The 15,609-nt window shown below is 72.5% G+C and carries 17 protein-coding genes; 5 read left to right on the top strand and 12 right to left on the bottom strand.

Annotated elements, in window-relative coordinates:
- Positions 1 to 50 precede the first annotated feature (50 nt).
- From ABVB68_RS18155 to ABVB68_RS18145, 3 genes are all read right to left on the bottom strand, one after another.
- On the bottom strand, positions 51 to 224 hold the full coding sequence (locus ABVB68_RS18155) for a hypothetical protein (RefSeq protein ID WP_353602087.1): 174 nt from the start codon (positions 222 to 224) through the stop codon (positions 51 to 53).
- A gap of 298 nt (positions 225 to 522) precedes the next feature.
- Positions 523 to 984 (bottom strand): molybdenum cofactor biosynthesis protein MoaE, encoded by a 462-nt coding sequence (locus ABVB68_RS18150; protein ID WP_353602086.1) that lies wholly within the window; start codon positions 982 to 984, stop codon positions 523 to 525.
- 144 nt (positions 985 to 1,128) lie between these two features.
- Positions 1,129 to 2,241, bottom strand: a complete 1,113-nt coding sequence (locus ABVB68_RS18145; protein WP_353602085.1) for an SDR family oxidoreductase — start codon at positions 2,239 to 2,241, stop codon at positions 1,129 to 1,131.
- Positions 2,242 to 2,432: 191 nt separating this feature from the next.
- Between ABVB68_RS18145 and ABVB68_RS18140 the strand changes: the two genes are divergently transcribed.
- A complete protein-coding gene (locus ABVB68_RS18140; RefSeq protein ID WP_353602084.1) occupies positions 2,433 to 3,896 on the top strand; it encodes a zinc-dependent metalloprotease in 1,464 nt (487 codons plus the stop codon).
- Positions 3,893 to 4,408 carry an NUDIX hydrolase gene (locus ABVB68_RS18135; RefSeq protein ID WP_353602083.1) on the top strand — a complete coding sequence of 172 codons (516 nt, stop codon included), beginning with the start codon at positions 3,893 to 3,895 and terminating at the stop codon, positions 4,406 to 4,408. Before ABVB68_RS18140 ends, ABVB68_RS18135 begins: the two co-directional genes overlap by 4 nt.
- Positions 4,409 to 4,528: 120 nt before the next feature.
- Here the strand turns inward: ABVB68_RS18135 and ABVB68_RS18130 are convergent, their stop codons facing one another.
- The 4 genes from ABVB68_RS18130 to ABVB68_RS18115 all read right to left on the bottom strand — a co-directional run bounded on the left by ABVB68_RS18130 (position 4,529) and on the right by ABVB68_RS18115 (position 8,536).
- The gene (locus ABVB68_RS18130; protein ID WP_353602082.1) at positions 4,529 to 5,284 is read right to left on the bottom strand and encodes an AIM24 family protein; all 756 of its coding nucleotides are present in this window, start codon (positions 5,282 to 5,284) and stop codon (positions 4,529 to 4,531) included.
- A 17-nt stretch (positions 5,285 to 5,301) separates the two neighbouring features.
- Positions 5,302 to 5,982: an AIM24 family protein gene (locus ABVB68_RS18125; RefSeq protein WP_353602081.1), complete on the bottom strand. Its 681-nt coding sequence runs from the start codon at positions 5,980 to 5,982 to the stop codon at positions 5,302 to 5,304.
- An 11-nt stretch (positions 5,983 to 5,993) separates the two neighbouring features.
- Positions 5,994 to 7,649 carry a TerD family protein gene (locus ABVB68_RS18120; RefSeq protein ID WP_353602080.1) on the bottom strand — a complete coding sequence of 552 codons (1,656 nt, stop codon included), beginning with the start codon at positions 7,647 to 7,649 and terminating at the stop codon, positions 5,994 to 5,996.
- Between the two features lie 290 nt (positions 7,650 to 7,939).
- Positions 7,940 to 8,536 (bottom strand): M48 metallopeptidase family protein, encoded by a 597-nt coding sequence (locus ABVB68_RS18115; RefSeq protein WP_353602079.1) that lies wholly within the window; start codon positions 8,534 to 8,536, stop codon positions 7,940 to 7,942.
- An 84-nt stretch (positions 8,537 to 8,620) separates the two neighbouring features.
- On the opposite strand from ABVB68_RS18115, the gene ABVB68_RS18110 reads away from it, so the two are divergent.
- The 3 genes from ABVB68_RS18110 (at position 8,621) to ABVB68_RS18100 (ending at position 11,416) form a co-directional block, all read left to right on the top strand.
- Positions 8,621 to 8,773: a hypothetical protein gene (locus ABVB68_RS18110; protein ID WP_353602078.1), complete on the top strand. Its 153-nt coding sequence runs from the start codon at positions 8,621 to 8,623 to the stop codon at positions 8,771 to 8,773.
- A gap of 68 nt (positions 8,774 to 8,841) precedes the next feature.
- Positions 8,842 to 10,056: a TOMM precursor leader peptide-binding protein gene (locus ABVB68_RS18105; RefSeq protein ID WP_353602077.1), complete on the top strand. Its 1,215-nt coding sequence runs from the start codon at positions 8,842 to 8,844 to the stop codon at positions 10,054 to 10,056.
- Positions 10,049 to 11,416, top strand: a complete 1,368-nt coding sequence (locus tag ABVB68_RS18100) for an ABC1 kinase family protein (RefSeq protein ID WP_353602076.1) — start codon at positions 10,049 to 10,051, stop codon at positions 11,414 to 11,416. Before ABVB68_RS18105 ends, ABVB68_RS18100 begins: the two co-directional genes overlap by 8 nt.
- Before the next feature lie 111 nt (positions 11,417 to 11,527).
- On the opposite strand, the gene ABVB68_RS18095 is transcribed toward ABVB68_RS18100, so the two are convergent.
- From ABVB68_RS18095 to ABVB68_RS18075, 5 genes are all read right to left on the bottom strand, one after another.
- The gene (locus ABVB68_RS18095; RefSeq protein WP_353602075.1) at positions 11,528 to 11,740 is read right to left on the bottom strand and encodes a hypothetical protein; all 213 of its coding nucleotides are present in this window, start codon (positions 11,738 to 11,740) and stop codon (positions 11,528 to 11,530) included.
- A 137-nt stretch (positions 11,741 to 11,877) separates the two neighbouring features.
- Positions 11,878 to 12,201 carry a putative WhiB-interacting protein gene (locus ABVB68_RS18090; RefSeq protein WP_353602074.1) on the bottom strand — a complete coding sequence of 108 codons (324 nt, stop codon included), beginning with the start codon at positions 12,199 to 12,201 and terminating at the stop codon, positions 11,878 to 11,880.
- The gene (locus ABVB68_RS18085; protein WP_353602073.1) at positions 12,198 to 12,566 is read right to left on the bottom strand and encodes a WhiB family transcriptional regulator; all 369 of its coding nucleotides are present in this window, start codon (positions 12,564 to 12,566) and stop codon (positions 12,198 to 12,200) included. Before ABVB68_RS18085 ends, ABVB68_RS18090 begins: the two co-directional genes overlap by 4 nt.
- Positions 12,567 to 12,737: 171 nt before the next feature.
- Positions 12,738 to 13,058 (bottom strand): hypothetical protein, encoded by a 321-nt coding sequence (locus tag ABVB68_RS18080; RefSeq protein WP_353602072.1) that lies wholly within the window; start codon positions 13,056 to 13,058, stop codon positions 12,738 to 12,740.
- A 164-nt stretch (positions 13,059 to 13,222) separates the two neighbouring features.
- Complete coding sequence (locus ABVB68_RS18075) at positions 13,223 to 15,418, bottom strand: ATP-dependent DNA helicase UvrD2 (protein WP_353602071.1); 2,196 nt, start codon at positions 15,416 to 15,418, stop codon at positions 13,223 to 13,225.
- Positions 15,419 to 15,609: the final 191 nt, after the last annotated feature.

The following is a 15,609-nucleotide window of genomic DNA, read 5'->3' as shown; positions in this document are numbered from 1 at the left end:
GGCACGACAGTACGGGACGCCTCTGTCAGCGCACCGTCAGGGCGCCGGGGTCAGGCGCCGCGCGCACCGGAGTCGGTCTTCTCCATGGCCGCGCGGAAGCGGGCGTACCCGTCCAGCTCGGGGCCGTCACCGCGCACCCTGCGGGTCCGATTGGCCCAACCGCCCCACACTCCGGCCGCTATCGCGGCCACGAGCGGGATCAGCAACCAGACGAGCGCCGCCATGCCGACCTCCCAACCCCATGAGCGTCCGCAACTGACTGATCAGCAGATTAACCAGCCCCACTGACAACGCTCACGCGAGGGGTCCGGTTACGCAACCGGAGGGACGGATGTGCCCGTTGTGACCCATTTGCCCGGATCGGCGCGGACCTCTTCCACGGAGGCGGCGCGAAACGGGGGAACGGATTCGCACCGGTCGGCACCGGTCGGTCGGGGGAGGGCGGCGCAGGCAGGGTTCGGCGCAGGCCTCCGGATCGGCGCCGTGCGCCGACGTGGCTTTCGGCGCGGTCCCCCGACGGGGTCAGCAGGCGCCGACCCACTCCTCCGTGCCGTCGGAGAACTTCTGGTGCTTCCAGATGGGCACCTCGTGCTTGAGGTCGTCGATCAGCCTCCGGCAGGCCGTGAAGGCCTCGGCCCGGTGTGGGCAGGCGACGGCGACCACCACCGCGAGGTCCCCGATCCGCAGGTCGCCGACCCGGTGGACGGCGGCCAGCGCGCGCACCGGGTGGTCCGCGACGACCTTCTCGGCGATCCGCCGGATCTCGGCCTCGGCACTGGGATGGCAGGAGTACCCGAGCCCGTCCACGTCGGCGCCCCCGTCGTGGTTGCGCACGGTGCCCACGAACAGCGCGATGCCCCCGGCCGCCGCGTCCCCGACCGCCTGGAACACCTCGTCCACGGAGAGCGCGGTCTCCCGGATGCCGATCAGCTTGATGGGATCCTGTGCCGCCTGCTCACCGGGGTGCTCGTTCGCGTGTGCCATACCCCCATCGTGCCGCACGCCCGCGACACCGGGAATACGAGATTCACCAGGCACGCGCGCGGGCGGGTTTGGAGCCTCCTACAGCGCGCCCTCGCGTCAGACGCCGGCGAGGCCCTCGCGCCACACGCCCGTGATGCCCTCGCGTCACACCCGCCGGCGAGCCTTCCGGGCACGCCGTACGACGGCCGCCGCGCCCAGCAGTGCCACCGTCGCCCCCGCCGCGCCCGCGGCGGTCGCGTCCTTGCGCCCGAGCCGCCGCCCGGCCACCGTGTGCCGCCCGGAGACCTCCTCCAGCAACTCCGCGAGGACCTCCTCGTTGGTCCACTTCGGCCGCCATCCGGCGTCGTGCAGCCGGCTGCCGCTGACCACCCAGGGATACATCGTGTAGGCGAGGTCCCCCGCCGGGGACGGCGTGAGCCCGATCCGGTGCAGCCGGGCCGCCGCGCCCAGCGCGACCGCGGACGGCAGCTCCATCCGCCGGGTCCCGCTCAGCTCCTCGACCTCCTCCTGCTCCAGCCACCCGTCGCAGCCGACGGCCAGCTCCCCGTCGACCTTCTCGAGAACGGCGTACTCCAGAGCGCTGCACAGATCCTCGACGTGGCAGAACTGCCACGCGGGCCGCGACCCGGCCACCACCAGCAGCCGAGGCGACTCGAAGTACCTGGTCAGGGCCGTGTCCGTGCCCCCGACCAGAACGGCGGGCCGCACGACGGTGACGTTCAGGCCCGGGTGGGCCCGCGGCGCCCGCCGGGCGAGCCGCTCGATCTCCAGCAGGTCCCCGACGCCCGTGGCCTCGGCCGTCGCCCGCAGCTCGGCGTCCTCCGAGAGGGGCAGCTCGTTGTCCGGCAGTGCCCCGTAGACCATCGCCGAGGTGCACAGCACCACCCGGTGCACACCGGCCGCCGCCGCTGCCGTCAGCACGGTCTGGGTTCCCCGGACGTTGTACGCCGTGCGGGCCGCCGGATCGGTCTCCAGATCGAGGTCGAGCGCGAGGTGCACGACCACGTCCGCGCCCCGCAGCTTGTCCGCGATCGCCGGATCGCGGACGTCGAGGATGTGCCACTGGGCGTCGGCGCACTCCCCGCGCCGCTCGTCGATGGCGATGACCTGCTTGATCTCCTCGGATGCGGCGAGCCGCTCGGTGAGCAGGGCGCCGATCCCGGCGGCGGCGCCGGTGACCGCGACGACGGGCCCGCGCACGCCGGGAGGGGTTGAGGGGTTTCGCGCTGCGCGAACCTGTGGATCTGGGGAACTCACCGGGCGTCTCCAGCGGTTGTCTTCAGTACGAGCGCGTGTGACGCGTGCGTACCAGGTGTATCCATCCTGCCGCAGGCCTTCCGTGGGCGAAGCACCGAGCCCCGATCGGGTCCGGGTGTCTACGCTGGGTGGTGACGTCGGGCAGCCGCGCCGCCGGAGAGAACCGGTGGCCTTACCAGCCGAGGAATCCCGTGAGTGACACCCCATTCGGATTCGGCCTTCCGCCGGAGGAGCCGGAAGACGGCGACGAGGGCAAGAAGAAGGACCAGCAGAGCGGCGGTGAGCAGGGACCGGCCAATCCGTTCGGTTTCGGCGGCATGCCCGGAGCCGGAGGCTTTGGCGGCCCGGGCGCCGACAATCCGTTCGCAGCCATGTTCGGTTCCCTGAACCCAACGGACCTGGGCGCCGCCTTCCAGCAGCTGGGCCAGATGCTCTCCTACGAGGGCGGCCCGGTGAACTGGGACATGGCCAAGCAGATCGCCCGCCAGACGGTCGCCCAGGGCGCGCCGGACGGCACGAAGGACGCGAGTGTCGGGCCGGCCGAGCGCAAGGCGGTCGACGAGGCCGTCCGCCTGGCCGACCTGTGGCTGGACGACGCGACGTCCCTGCCGTCGGGCTCCGCGTCCGCGGTCGCCTGGTCGCGCGCGGAGTGGGTCGAGGCGACCCTGCCCGCCTGGCAGGAGCTGGTCGACCCGGTCGCCGAGCGCGTCGGCGCCGCCATGGGCGATGTCCTGCCGGAGGAGATGCAGGCCATGGCGGGCCCGCTCATCGGCATGATGCGCTCGATGGGCGGTGCCATGTTCGGCACGCAGATCGGACAGGCCGTCGGCGTGCTCGCGGGCGAGGTCGTGGGCTCCACGGACGTCGGCCTGCCACTGGGTCCGGCGGGCAAGGCCGCGCTGCTCCCGGCGAACGCCGAGGCCTTCGGCAAGGACCTCGGTGTCCCGCAGGAGGAGGTGCGGCTCTATCTGGCGCTGCGCGAGGCCGCTCACCAGCGCCTCTTCGCGCACGTGCCGTGGCTGCGCTCGCACCTGTTCGGCGCGGTCGAGGGCTACGCACGCGGGATCAAGGTCGACACGGCCAAACTGGAGGACGTGGTCGGCCAGTTCGACCCGCAGAATCCGGAGCAGCTGCAGGACGCCCTGCAGCAGGGCATGTTCCAGCCCGAGGACACGCCCGAGCAGAAGGCCGCGCTGGCCCGGCTCGAGACCGCCCTGGCGCTCGTCGAGGGCTGGGTGGACGCGGTGGTCCACGCGGCCGCGAAGCCGCGTCTGTCGTCCGCCGACGCCCTGCGCGAGACCCTGCGCCGGCGCCGTGCGACCGGCGGCCCGGCGGAGCAGACGTTCGCCACGCTGATCGGTCTGGAGCTGCGCCCGCGCCGGCTGCGCGACGCCTCCCGCCTGTGGGCCTCGCTCGCGGACGCGCGCGGGGTCGATGGCCGGGACGCGCTGTGGCACCACCCGGACATGCTGCCGACCGCGAGCGACCTGGACGACCCGGACGGCTTCGTGCACCGCGAGCAGCTGGACTTCTCCGAGCTGGACAAGCTGCTCGGCGAGGCCGCGAGCGACCCCGGAACCGGCTCCGGCTCCGGGGGCCAGCCCGACCTGCGCAAGAAGGACGACGGCGAGACAGAGGGCGACGGCACCGAGTGAGCCTGTACGACGACGCGGTCCTCGTCCTGAAGGAGTACGAGGGCCAGGAGGAGCTGCGCCAGGCCTATCTGAGCCACCTGGAGGCGCACCCGGACGGCATGTGGAAGGCCTGCGGGGACGGCCACATCACGGCGAGTGCGCTGGTGATCGACCCGGTGCGGGGCCGGGTGCTGCTCACCCTGCACAGGAAGCTGCGGATGTGGCTGCAGATGGGCGGCCACTGCGAGCCGGTCGACGCCACGCTGGCGGACGCCGCGCTGCGCGAGGCGACGGAGGAGTCGGGCGTCGCGGGGCTGACCCTGCTGCCCGGTGGTCCGGTGCGCCTGGACCGCCACCAGACGCCGTGCGCCTGGCACCTCGACGTCCAGTACGCGGCGCTCGCCCCGGCCGGTGCCGTCGAGGCGATCAGCGACGAGTCCCTCGATCTGCGCTGGTTCGCCTACGACGAGGTGGCCGACGTGGCGGACGAGTCGGTCGTGCGTCTGTTGGAGGCGACCCGCGCCCGGTTCTGAACGGGGCGGCACGCTGCGTGGGCGTAAGGGGCGACCGCCTGGGCGGTCGCCCCTTACCTCTGCTCCCGATCGTCGCTGACGTCTGCTGCCGGGCGCACCCCGCGCCCGCTTTGCCGACGGTCAGCTCCAGACGTTGCCCTGGTTGTGTCCGCGCGCGCCCTGCTGCCCCATGCCGAACTGCGCGGCGAGGCCCTGCCCGATCTGCGCGTTCTGCGGCGGCAGCAGCTCGCTGGGCTGGACGAGCGCGAAGCCGGCGCCCATGAAGCTCAGCTCCCAGCCCTCACCGGTGTTGCCGCGCCTGCGCCACACACCGGAGGAGTGGGTCTGCGCCTGCATCTGCACGCGCAGACCGGTGGACCAGGCGACGATCGCGTCCGCGTCGCAGTTGACGTACCTGTCCGGCGTGACCTGCATCAGCAGCGGCGCGCCCGAGGTCATCAGGGCGACCTTGCCGCGTCCGGTGATGTTCAGCTGGTACTTCCCGGAGCCGGAGATGCCGTAGAGGCTGTCGACGGCGATGACCTCGTGGTGCAGCGAGGAGTCCATGGCGAGGACGTAGGAGCTGTCCACGGTCAGCCCGTCCTGCTCGACGTCCATGACGTGCACGTGCTGGGCGAGGTTGGCGAGGTAGACCGTGCCCTGGCCGTGGCAGCGCATCAGGTCCAGGCCCTCGCCGGTGTACGCACGCGCGCGTGACTGGTTGTTGCTGCGGTACTCGGCGTCGAACTCGACCAGGCCCTGGTAGGCGACCATGGTGCCCTTGCGGGCGAGGATGTCGTCGTGACCCTCCAGGGTGACGCGGAGCATCTGCTTGTTCTGCAGACTCCAGCGTTCCTGGGTCTGCAGGTCGTTGTGCGCGAAAAGCGGGCTCTGCATGGTGTTCTGGCTCCCCCTCAGCCCCGGACCCGGAGGCGGTCGGTGCTGTCCTCACTGGGCTGGACGACGACGATGCCCTGGCCGGAGAAGGCCATCTGGTAGGCCTCGCCGCTGCCCCGGCCGATCAGCGACTGCGCCTTGAAGCTGCGCTTGCCCTTCACCTTCAGGTTCGGGGACCAGGCGACGAGCGCGTCCGGGTCGACGTACGTCTCGTCCTCGCCGCCACCGCAGTCCACGACGATCGGCTTGCCGCGGGAGGTCAGCGCGACCCAGCCCTGGCCGGAGATCTTCGTGTTCCACAGACCCTGCCCGGCGAACTTCGCGAGGCCCTTGACCCGCTCCACACCCCAGCTGAGGTGGGCGTCGAAGGCGAGCAGGTTGGTGGCGTTGACGGAGATGCCGTCGCCGTTGAGGTTGATCACGACGACGTCGGCGCCGTAGTCGGCGAGGTAGAGCAGGCCGTCGCCGGAGCACTTCATCAGGGGCGCGCCCTCGCCGGTGATCCAGTCACGGGCGATCTGCCGGACGGCCGGCGGGTTGGGCTCGTACTGGATGAAGCCTTCGTAGGCGACCATCGACCCCACGCGCGCGAGGAGGTCGCTTCCGGTCTGCATGGCGACCTTCAGCATGTGGTTGCCGTGGTTCTCCATGCGCGCGGTGACGGGTGCGGGGGCGTATCCCGCGAGCGGCTGGTTCATGACGGGCTCCCTCAGACCTCGTACGGCTGGACGACGATGAAGTTGCCGGGCGCACCCCGGAACTGGAGATTGACGCCCTCCCCCGTGTCGCCCGGATAGGCGTTGCGGCGCATGCGGACCTGGCTGGAGACGATCACCTGGGAGGCGGCCGACCACGCCACGACCGCGTTGCAGTCGGCGAAGGTGGTCGGCGTGACCGGCAGGACCACGGGCGTGCCGTGCGTCTTGACGACGATCGTGCCGGTGCCCTGGAACTGCATGGTGAACAGAGCGCCGCCGGGGATCCCGTGGCCCTCGACGCGGCGGACCTCGTACCGCAGGCTCTCGTCGAAGGCGAGGACGTTCTCCGCGGAGACGCAGAGGGCGTCGCCCTGCAGCTCGACCGGGTGCAGATGGGTGGAGTTCTCGGCGAGGAACACCTGGCCCTGGCCGGTGCAGCGCATCAGCTGCATCTCCTGGCCGGTGGCGTTGCCGACGATCCGCCCGGTGAACCCGGCGCCCTTGTAGCTGAAGTCGACCTTGCCCTGGTAGAGCACCATGCTGCCCTGCCGGGCCAGCACGGGCTGTCCGCCGATGCCGAGGTCGACGCGGACGAGCTTCTTGTTCTGCTGCGTCCAGCGCTGTCCGGTCGGCGTCTCCTTGAACGCCTGGAGCGCGGCCGTCACCCCGGCGCCGCCCTGGGGTGCGCCTTGCGGCACGCCGTAGGGGGCGGCCTGCGGGCCGGGTACCTGGCCGTAGCCCGGAGGCATGGGCGCGGTGGGCCCGCCGCCGTGGGCAGGCGGCTGCTGGCCGTACCCCGGGGGCATCGGCGCGCCCGGCCCGCCGCCGTACGACGGCTGCTGGGGCGGCTGGCCGTAGGGCGCGGGTGCCGGGGCGGGGGGCGGGACGGTGCCGCCGCCGGGCGGGGTGAGGGGGGCGACGATCGTCGGCGCGGCGTGCACGTTCGGCGCGGGAGCCGGGGGCGGCGTGTGGCCGGGCGGCGGCGCGAAGCCCTGCGGGGCGGGGGCGGGTGCGGGCACGGGGGCCGGAGCGGGGGCGGCCGGGGCTCCGAACGCGGGCGCCGCGGCGGCCTGGGCGGGCGGGGCGAAGCCGGGTGCGGCACCGGAGTGCGGCTGCTGCGGAGCGGCCGGCGCCTCCTCCTCCAGCACCTCGCCGCCGAAGTTCTTCAGCAGCGCGTCCAGGCCGCCGTCGAAACCCTGCCCGACCGCGGCGAACCGCCAGCCGTCCTTGAAGTAGAAGTCACCGAGCATCACGGCCCGCTCGGTGGAGAACTCCGACCCGTTGAACGAGTACCGGGCGACCTCCTCGCCGCCCGCCACGACGCGCAGATAGCCGGGTGCGACCTGGGACATCTGGCCGGCGCCGTCGATGGTCGCCGTGAAGGACAGCTTGCGGATCTGCTGCGGGATCCGGTCGAGCGTGATCCGGAAGGACTCCGTGTCGCCCGCCTGGGCGCCCAGCAGCTGGATGGACTCCTCCGGGGACTTCGGCTGGTTGAAGAAGACGAAGTACCGGTCGTCCGACAGGCGCTCGTCCGCGTCCAGACCGAAGCAGCTGATGTCGAAGGTCAGTCCGGGGCCGGTGATCTGCACGCCTACGTACAGATCCGTGCCCGCCGTGAGGTCACTGATCCTGGCCTTGTGGCCGCGTTGGAATTCCCTGGCCATGCGTTACGACCGTCCCCCATCCCGAATGCGAGTGCGTCGCGCCAGGCTAACGGCAACGACCGGCGTCAGCCCCGATCGGGCCGGGTCGGTACACACCCGGTACACAACCGCGCCCGGCCGCTCACACGCGGGGGCGGGCCGGGGAACGCTGGGCGGGCCGGGCATCGCGGGCGCCGGCCGGGGAACGCGGGCGCCGGCCGGGGAACGCGGGCGCCGGCCGGGGAACGCGGGGCGAGCCGGCGGTTCCCGCGTGCCGGTGGGCGGGCGGGACGCGCGCGCCGGCGGGGCGGTCACTCGCCGGGCGAGCCCGGCGCGTGCGGCAGCCGTTCGGCGGCGACCACGCCCTCGAGGTAGCCGCGGGCGCGCTCGGTGCGCGGATAGGTCTCCAGCAGCCGCCAGAAGTCGGGTCCGTGCCCGGGGACCAGCAGATGCGCCAGCTCGTGACAGAGCACGTAGTCCACGACGTACTCCGGCATGCCCTGCAGGCGGTGCGAGAGCCGGATGCTGCCCTCGGCGGGCGTGCACGAACCCCAGCGGGTGTTCTGGTTGGTCACCCAGCGCACCGAGACGGGCCGGGCCCGGCCGCCGAAGTACTGGGCCGACAGCCGCTCGGCGCGCTCGGCCAGCTCGGAGTCGCCCAGGAGCCGCTTGCTCTCCTGGGCGGCGAGTTTGTCGAGCATGACGGTGACCCAGCGCTGCTCCTCCGCCTTCGACATCCGGGCGGGGATGAGCACGACGGTGCGATCGCCCTCGCGGTACGCGGAGACCGTCCGGCGGCGCCGGGCACTCCTGCGGACCTCGATCGCGCTCGCCCTGGAGCCGCCGGGCGGCTGGCTCGTCGTGCTGCGCTGTGGCTTTCCGGCGCGGTGCAGTGGGTCGGCGGGCACGCCCCGACGTTACCTGCTGGGTACCGGCAAAGTCCCGGCTGCGGGACGCTTCGATCAAGATCCCTCACCATGCGTTGGAATCGTATGACCGATCACGATGTCCGCTTTACCGCTTTTACTCCGCTTATTTTTCCGATTCATTCGATTGATTTGTACGACGAACACCCCCAGCCTGTGGATAACTTTCCGCACTCGGCGCCCGGGCCGGGCATGCTGGCGGCCGTGGGCGGAGCGTGACCGGTTCCGCCGGCCGAAGACGTGCACGGACGTTATGGGATTTTTCAACGGATACGGGGGGGGCAGTCATGCATCCGATGGTGAAGCCGGCGCTGCGGCGCGGCTGGCGTGATCTCGACACCGTGCAATTCGGCATGACCCCGGCGCACGCGCTGACACTCGGACCGGTGGACACGGCGACGGGCGGCTTCCTCGACCTGCTCAACGGCACCCGCGGGCTGCCGCTGCTGCGCCAGGAGGGCCGCCGCATGGCCCTCCCGGACGGACGGGTCGACGCACTGGTGGGCCGGCTGGCCCGCGCGGGCCTCGTGGACGACGCGCGCGGCGGCGGACCGGCCGCGACCGCCCTGCGGGAGAAGCCGGACGTCCTGCGGCGGCTGCGCCCCGACCTCGCGTCGCTGACCCTGACCACGAGCGAGCCGGGCGGCGCACTGGACCGGCTCGCCGCCCGCCGCGCCCTGCGGGTGCAGGTCCACGGCGCCGGGCGGGTCGGCGCCGTGCTGGCGGCGGCGCTGTCGGGTGCCGGCGTGGGCGAGGTCGACGTACGCGACGTCGGCCACGTCGAGCCCTGGGACGTGGCACCGGGCGGGCTGCCTCCCGAGTCCCTCGGTGAGCGCAGGGAGGCGGCGGCGCGGGCCGCCGTCCGCCGCGCGGCACCGGACAGCGCACCGCGCCGCCCGCACTCCCCCGGCTCCGGCGCGGCGGACCCCGGCCTCTCCCTGGTGATCCTCGCCCCCCGGGACGACGTGGCCGTGCACGCACCCGATCCCCTCTCCGCCGAACCGCTCATGGCTTCCGGCACACCGCATCTGTACGCCGGGGTCGTGGAGGGCACCGGCGTGGTCGGCCCGCTCGTGCTGCCCGGCGAGACCGGCTGCGCCCGCTGTCTGCACGAGGACCGCACGGACCGGGACCCGGCCTGGCCCCGGCTGCTCTCCCAGTGGCGGTCCGGCCACGCGCGCCCGGCCGGTGCCTGCGACCTGACGCTGGCCACCGCGGTCGCCGGACTGGCCGCGGCACACGCCCTGGCCTTCCTCGACGGCGGGTCACCCTCCGCTGTCGGGGCCCGCTGGGAGGCCTCCCTACCCGGCCTGAGCTGGGGCTCCCGGCCGGTCCGGCCGCATCCGGCATGCGGATGCGGTGCGGCGGAGAGAGGTAGGGGGAGGCAGTCCGCAACCATCGGGAAGCGGCGCGCGACAATGGCGGTGCAACGGCCGTCGGCGCACCGACGACGCGAGGCGCGAGCGGCGCGGCCGACTGGGACCTGGAGGGCGCATGTCTGATCTTCCCCGGAAGGCGGTCACCCGGACCGCCAAGCTCGCCGCGCTCCCGCTCGGCTTCGCCGGCCGGGCCACGTGGGGGCTGGGCAAGCGGATCGTGGGTGAGTCGGCGGAGATCGTCGGCCGGGAGCTGCAACAGCGCACGGCGGAGCAGCTGTTCAAGGTGCTCGGCGAGCTCAAGGGCGGCGCGATGAAGTTCGGGCAGGCCCTGTCCGTCTTCGAGTCGGCGCTGCCCGAGGAGGTCGCCGGCCCCTACCGGGCGGCACTGACCAAGCTCCAGGAAGCGGCACCGCCGATGCCGACGCGCACGGTGCACGCGGTCCTCACCGAGCGGCTGGGGCCGGACTGGCGCGACCTCTTCGAGGAGTTCGAGGACAAGCCGGCGGCCGCGGCCTCCATCGGCCAGGTGCACCGGGCGGTCTGGCACGACGGCCGGGAGGTGGCCGTCAAGGTGCAGTACCCGGGCGCCGGTGAGGCCCTGCTGTCCGACCTCGGCCAACTGAGCCGCTTCGCTCGGCTGCTCGGGCCGCTGATCCCGGGCATGGACATCAAGCCGCTCATCGCGGAGCTGCGGGACCGCGTCTCCGAGGAGCTGGACTACGCACTGGAGGCCCAGGCCCAGAGCGCGCACGCGGAGGAGTTCGCGGACGACCCGGACGTGGTGGTCCCGGCGGTGGTGCACCAGTGCGACCAGATCCTGGTCACCGAGTGGATGGACGGCATCCCGCTGTCGGAGATCATCAACGATGGCACCCCGGAGCAGCGCGACCGGGCCGGCCAGCTGCTCGCCCGCTTCCTGTTCTCGGGGCCGGCCCGCACCGGGCTGCTGCACGCCGACCCCCATCCGGGCAACTTCCGTCTGCTGCCCGGCGGCCCGGCCGGCGAGGAGGACTGGCGGCTGGGCGTCCTCGACTTCGGCACGGTCGACCGGCTCCCCGGAGGTCTGCCCCTGCCGATCGGCGTCTCGCTGCGCCTGACCCTGGACGGCGACGCCGAGTCGGTCTACGAACTGCTCTGCGCGGAGGGGTTCGTGAAGGAGTCCATAGAGCTCCACCCGGACGCCGTCCTGGACTACCTGCTGCCGATCATCGAGCCGGCCCGGGCCGAGGCGTTCACCTTCACCCGGTCGTGGATGCGCAGCCAGGCCGCGCGTGTCGCCGACCCCCGCTCCCCCGCCTACCAGCTGGGCAAGCAGCTCAACCTGCCGCCGGCCTATCTGCTGATCCACCGGGTGACGCTCAGCACGATCGGGGTGCTCTGCCAGCTGGGCGCCACGGTGCGGATGCGCGAGGAACTGCAGGAGTGGCTTCCCGGCTTCCGCTCCGATGACGAATCGGCGGAGGAGGAACCGGCGGGCGCGTGACCTGCGGGCGATTGACCAGCGGGCGTTTCACCTGCGGGCGCGTGACCTGCCGGCGCCGCCACCTTCCCGGGGCGCGTTCCGTCGCGTCGCCGTTTCCCGGGAAGGGGGCACTCACCACCAGGAAGGATCCAGCCGGCCCTCGATCGCCCGCAGGTTCTCCCTGGAACAGGTCTCGCAGAAGTAGCGGCGGATGCCGTTCTCCACGGAGCAGGTCCAGGTGGCCGGCTGGGGACCGCCCGCGGGAGTGCCGCAGCGGGCGCACAGGAGAGTACGGGGCTCCGGGCCGGAGCCGCCCTGATCACTGCCCCCGGGAAGACTCGTCACGCCGCGACGATAACCCCGCGGCCGGTGGATCGCCGGAAGCAACGCACCGCGGGGCCCGGTCCGTTCGGCCGGACCGGGCCCCGCGCGGAACTCTTCGCCTCCCTGACCGGGAGGCCACCGCTTCCGTGGTGTGAGGGTTACTGCATGACCGCCATGGCGAGCGCGCGGCGGGCGCGCAGCGAGGCACGCTCGGCCCGGCGCTGCATCCGCTGGGCGACCGCCAGGCGCATGGCGCGGCGCTCGCGCACGGCGTCATCCAGTCGCTCGTGCATATGCGCACGAGCCAGGGCTTCTTGCATGAGTTGCATCTCTCGGTTCCTGTCCTGACGCGCTTCGGTCGCGCCGGTGGTGGTGAATTCCGGAATCGCGGAGCCTGCGGGCTCGCTGGTGGACGGCTTCATCGGGGCCTGCTTCTTGGGGTCGTGCGTGAGGGGACGGTCGATCGTTCCTGCGGTGTTCATGCCGTGACCGGGTTCTTCCGCGGGCGGCCACGCGGCCGCTTCCGGGCGACGACGACACCCTGGACGAAGAGCTCGCCACCCCAGACGCCCCAGGGCTCACGCCGCTCCTTGGCGCCGGCGAGGCAGGCCTCCATCAGCGGGCAGGTGCGGCAGAGGGACTTGGCGTACTCCACGTCCGCGGGCGACTCGGCGAAGAAGACCTCCGGGTCGTAGGAACGGCAGGGGACGGGTACGCCGAGGTTCTCGATGGCGTCGTCGAGCGCGGTGAGCGTGGTGAGGGGGGTCAAGGCGGAGTCCTCCGTGAGACCGGGCGGGGGGAGCGTTCGTGAAGGCGGTACGGACGGGGCGTGCGCTTCGAGTTGCACGGTTCGTCTTCCTCGTCTGTCGGTCCGGCCGGTTGACCGGTGGCGGCTTGGTACCGGGTTCGATTCCTGTCCCGAGGCCCCTTCGCTCCGTTGCCCCGTTCGGGGCAAACAGAAGGGCCGCGGATCCCGGGTGGGGTTCCGCGGCCCTGAAGGCGCCGGCCTGATCGGCGATCAGGCTGGATCACTCCAGGGTTCTGGCCCACGGAAGGCCCACATCAGGTGGTGCTGCGTCGTCTGCTTCCGGAATCCGGCACCGGCCGCCGCGAAGGCATAGGCATGCGCCTGTGCCTCTACTGCTTCCAGTGCCTTGGTCGGTCGCTCATTGCGCTCGCGGACGGGAAGGCCCGCAGAGGACGCGGAGGACGCCGGACGGACGGCACGAATGCCGGACAGACCGGTGCCCTTGTTCGAGGCGCCGAGCATGCACGTGGAGACGGTCGGGCGATCGGTCAGTTCGGCCGCGCTGATGGTGCTGAAGTTGATGCTGATCACAGGACTCGCCTCCTCTCGGCGTCTCAGGAGCTGGGATGAACCAGCCCACTCGGGTATGCAAGTACAACACGAAGCCGCGGTCTTTTAGAAGGCCGCTGCTTCCGTGCCTAGAACCTATGGGGATTGCCGGGGCATGCGCAAACTATTTTTCCGTCGAGTTCGCATCAGTCCCCCTCGTCGTCCCCGACAGGTTCCCGGCCTGCGCAGATGGCCAGAACGTCGGCCCCGTGGCTGCGCAACTTGCGGCTGAGGACACCCGGGATGCGGGAGAGCTCGGCGGGGCTCTCCGGCCGCGCCTCGGCGATGGCCATCAGCGTCCGGTCGGTGAAGACGCAGAAGTCCGGCTGCCCGCTGCGCTCGGCCTGGACCGCCCGCCACTGCCTGAGCCGTTCGTAGAGTCCTTCGTCCATGTCCGACGGGCAGTCCTCACAGCGCATCAGCTTCATCTCGCCCGCCTCGGTCAGCGTGCGGCCGCAGACCCGGCAGCGGGCCGGCACGCGCTGGGCACGCCGGGGCACGGCGACGGCGCTCCCGGTGATCCCGCGCTCGACGCCCCCGGCGCCGCCGGGCCCGGAGCGGCCGACGGTGGCGGTGGTGCCGGGGCGCTGGCCGTCGAGGAAGCGGCTGGGCCGACGGCTGGGACGGCCGCCGGGTGAGCGGGACAGGGCCCAGGAGACATGGAGGCGCTCGCGCGCCCGGGTCACGCCGACGTAGAGGAGCCGGCGCTCCTCCTCGATCTGCTCGTCGGTCTTGGCATAGCTGATGGGCAGCATGCCCTCGGCGACGCCGACCAGGAAGACGACGTCCCACTCCAGGCCCTTGGCGGCGTGCAGGGAGGCGAGGGTCACGCCCTGGACGGTCGGGGCGTGCTGGGCGTTCGCCCGCTCGTCCAGCTCGGCCGCGAAGTCGCCGAGGGTGGCGCCGGGCTTCGCGGCGGCCAGGTCGTGGGCGAGGCCGACCAGCGCGGCGAGCGATTCCCAGCGCTCTCGCACGGCGCCGGAACCGGCCGGGGGCTCGGTGGTCCAGCCCTCGCCGGACAGCACCGCGCGCACCTGCGAGGCCAGATCGACCACGTCGTCCAGCAGGGAGTCGTTGCCGCCGAAACGGGCCGCGGCGCGCAGGGCGGCCCAGGCCTTGCGCACCTCGGGCCGGTCGAAGAACCGCTCGGCGCCACGCAGCTGGTAGGGGACCCCGGCGTCGGCGAGGGCCTGCTCGTAGGTCTCGGACTGGGCGTTCGTACGGAACAGGACGGCGATCTCGGCGGCCGGGACGCCCGCGTCGATCAGCTCCCGGATGCGGCGGGCGGCGCCCTCGGCCTCGGCGGGCTCGTCGGTGTACTCGGTGTAGGCGGGCTCCGGGCCCGGGCCGCGCTGGGAGACCAGTTCCAGCCGGTTGTCGGCGGCCCGGCCGCGGGCCTGGGCGAGCAGCCCGTTGGCCAGACGGACGATCTGGGGGGTGGAGCGGTAGTCACGGACCAGCTTCACGACGGTGGCGCCGGGATGCCTGGCACGGAAGTCGAGGAGATGGTCGGGCGTTGCTCCCGTGAACGAATAGATGGTCTGGCTGGCGTCACCGACGACGCACAGGCTCTCGCGGTCGCCGAGCCACAGCTCCAGCAGCCGCTGCTGGAGCGGGCTGACGTCCTGGTACTCGTCGACGACGAAGTGCTGGTACTGCGCGCGGATCTGCTCGGCGATGTCGCTCCGGTCCTGGAGGACGGCGACGGTCAGCAGCAGGACGTCCTCGAAGTCGATCACCGCGCGATCGCGCTTGAGGTCCTCGTAGGCCGCGTAGAGGTGGGCGATCTCGGCGGGGTCGCGCGGGCTGACCCGGCCGGCCTTCGCAGCCGCGTACGGGTAGTCGGCGGGGACCGTCTGGGTGACCTTGGACCACTCGATCTCGGCCGTGACGTCCCGCAGCTCTCCCCGGTCGAGCTTGGTGCGGCAGGCGGCGGCCGCGTCGGCCACGAGCTGGATCTTACGATCGACGAGCCGGGGCATGCCGCCACCGATCGCTTTCGGCCAGAAGTACTGCAGCTGGCGCAGGGCCGCGGAGTGGAACGTGCGGGCCTGGACGCCGTGTGCGCCGAGCTGCCGGAGCCGGCCGCGCATCTCGCCGGCCGCGCGGTTGGTGAAGGTGACGGCGAGCACGCTGGACGGCTGCAGGATCCCGGCGCGCACCCCGAAGGCGATGCGATGGGTGATCGCCCGCGTCTTGCCCGTGCCCGCTCCGGCCAGCACGCACACCGGGCCGTGCAGGGCGGTGGCCACCTCGCGCTGCTCGGGGTCGAGCCCTTCGAGCACCGCGTCGGCCGAGTCCGGTGCCTGCGGGAAGAGAGGGGAGTGCGTTGCTGCTGTCACACCGCCATGCTGCCAGGTCGCCGGAGACTGCCGTGCCGGTTGTCCACAGGCGGGTGCCCGCGGTCGTACTTATGCGGCAGGTGTCACACGCGACGCGGTGACCGGGCGGGTGCGGTGTGGGTATGCCCCGGCGGGGAATGAGCCGCCGATCGCCTACGTTCTACCCCCGGACGATTTTTCCGAGCTGCCTG

The sequence above is a fragment of the Streptomyces sp. NPDC096012 genome (assembly GCF_040426375.1).
Classification (GTDB): Bacteria; Actinomycetota; Actinomycetes; order Streptomycetales; family Streptomycetaceae; genus Streptomyces.
Note: the sequence above shows the minus strand (reverse complement) of the source record. Positions and strands in the feature narration are given on the sequence as shown.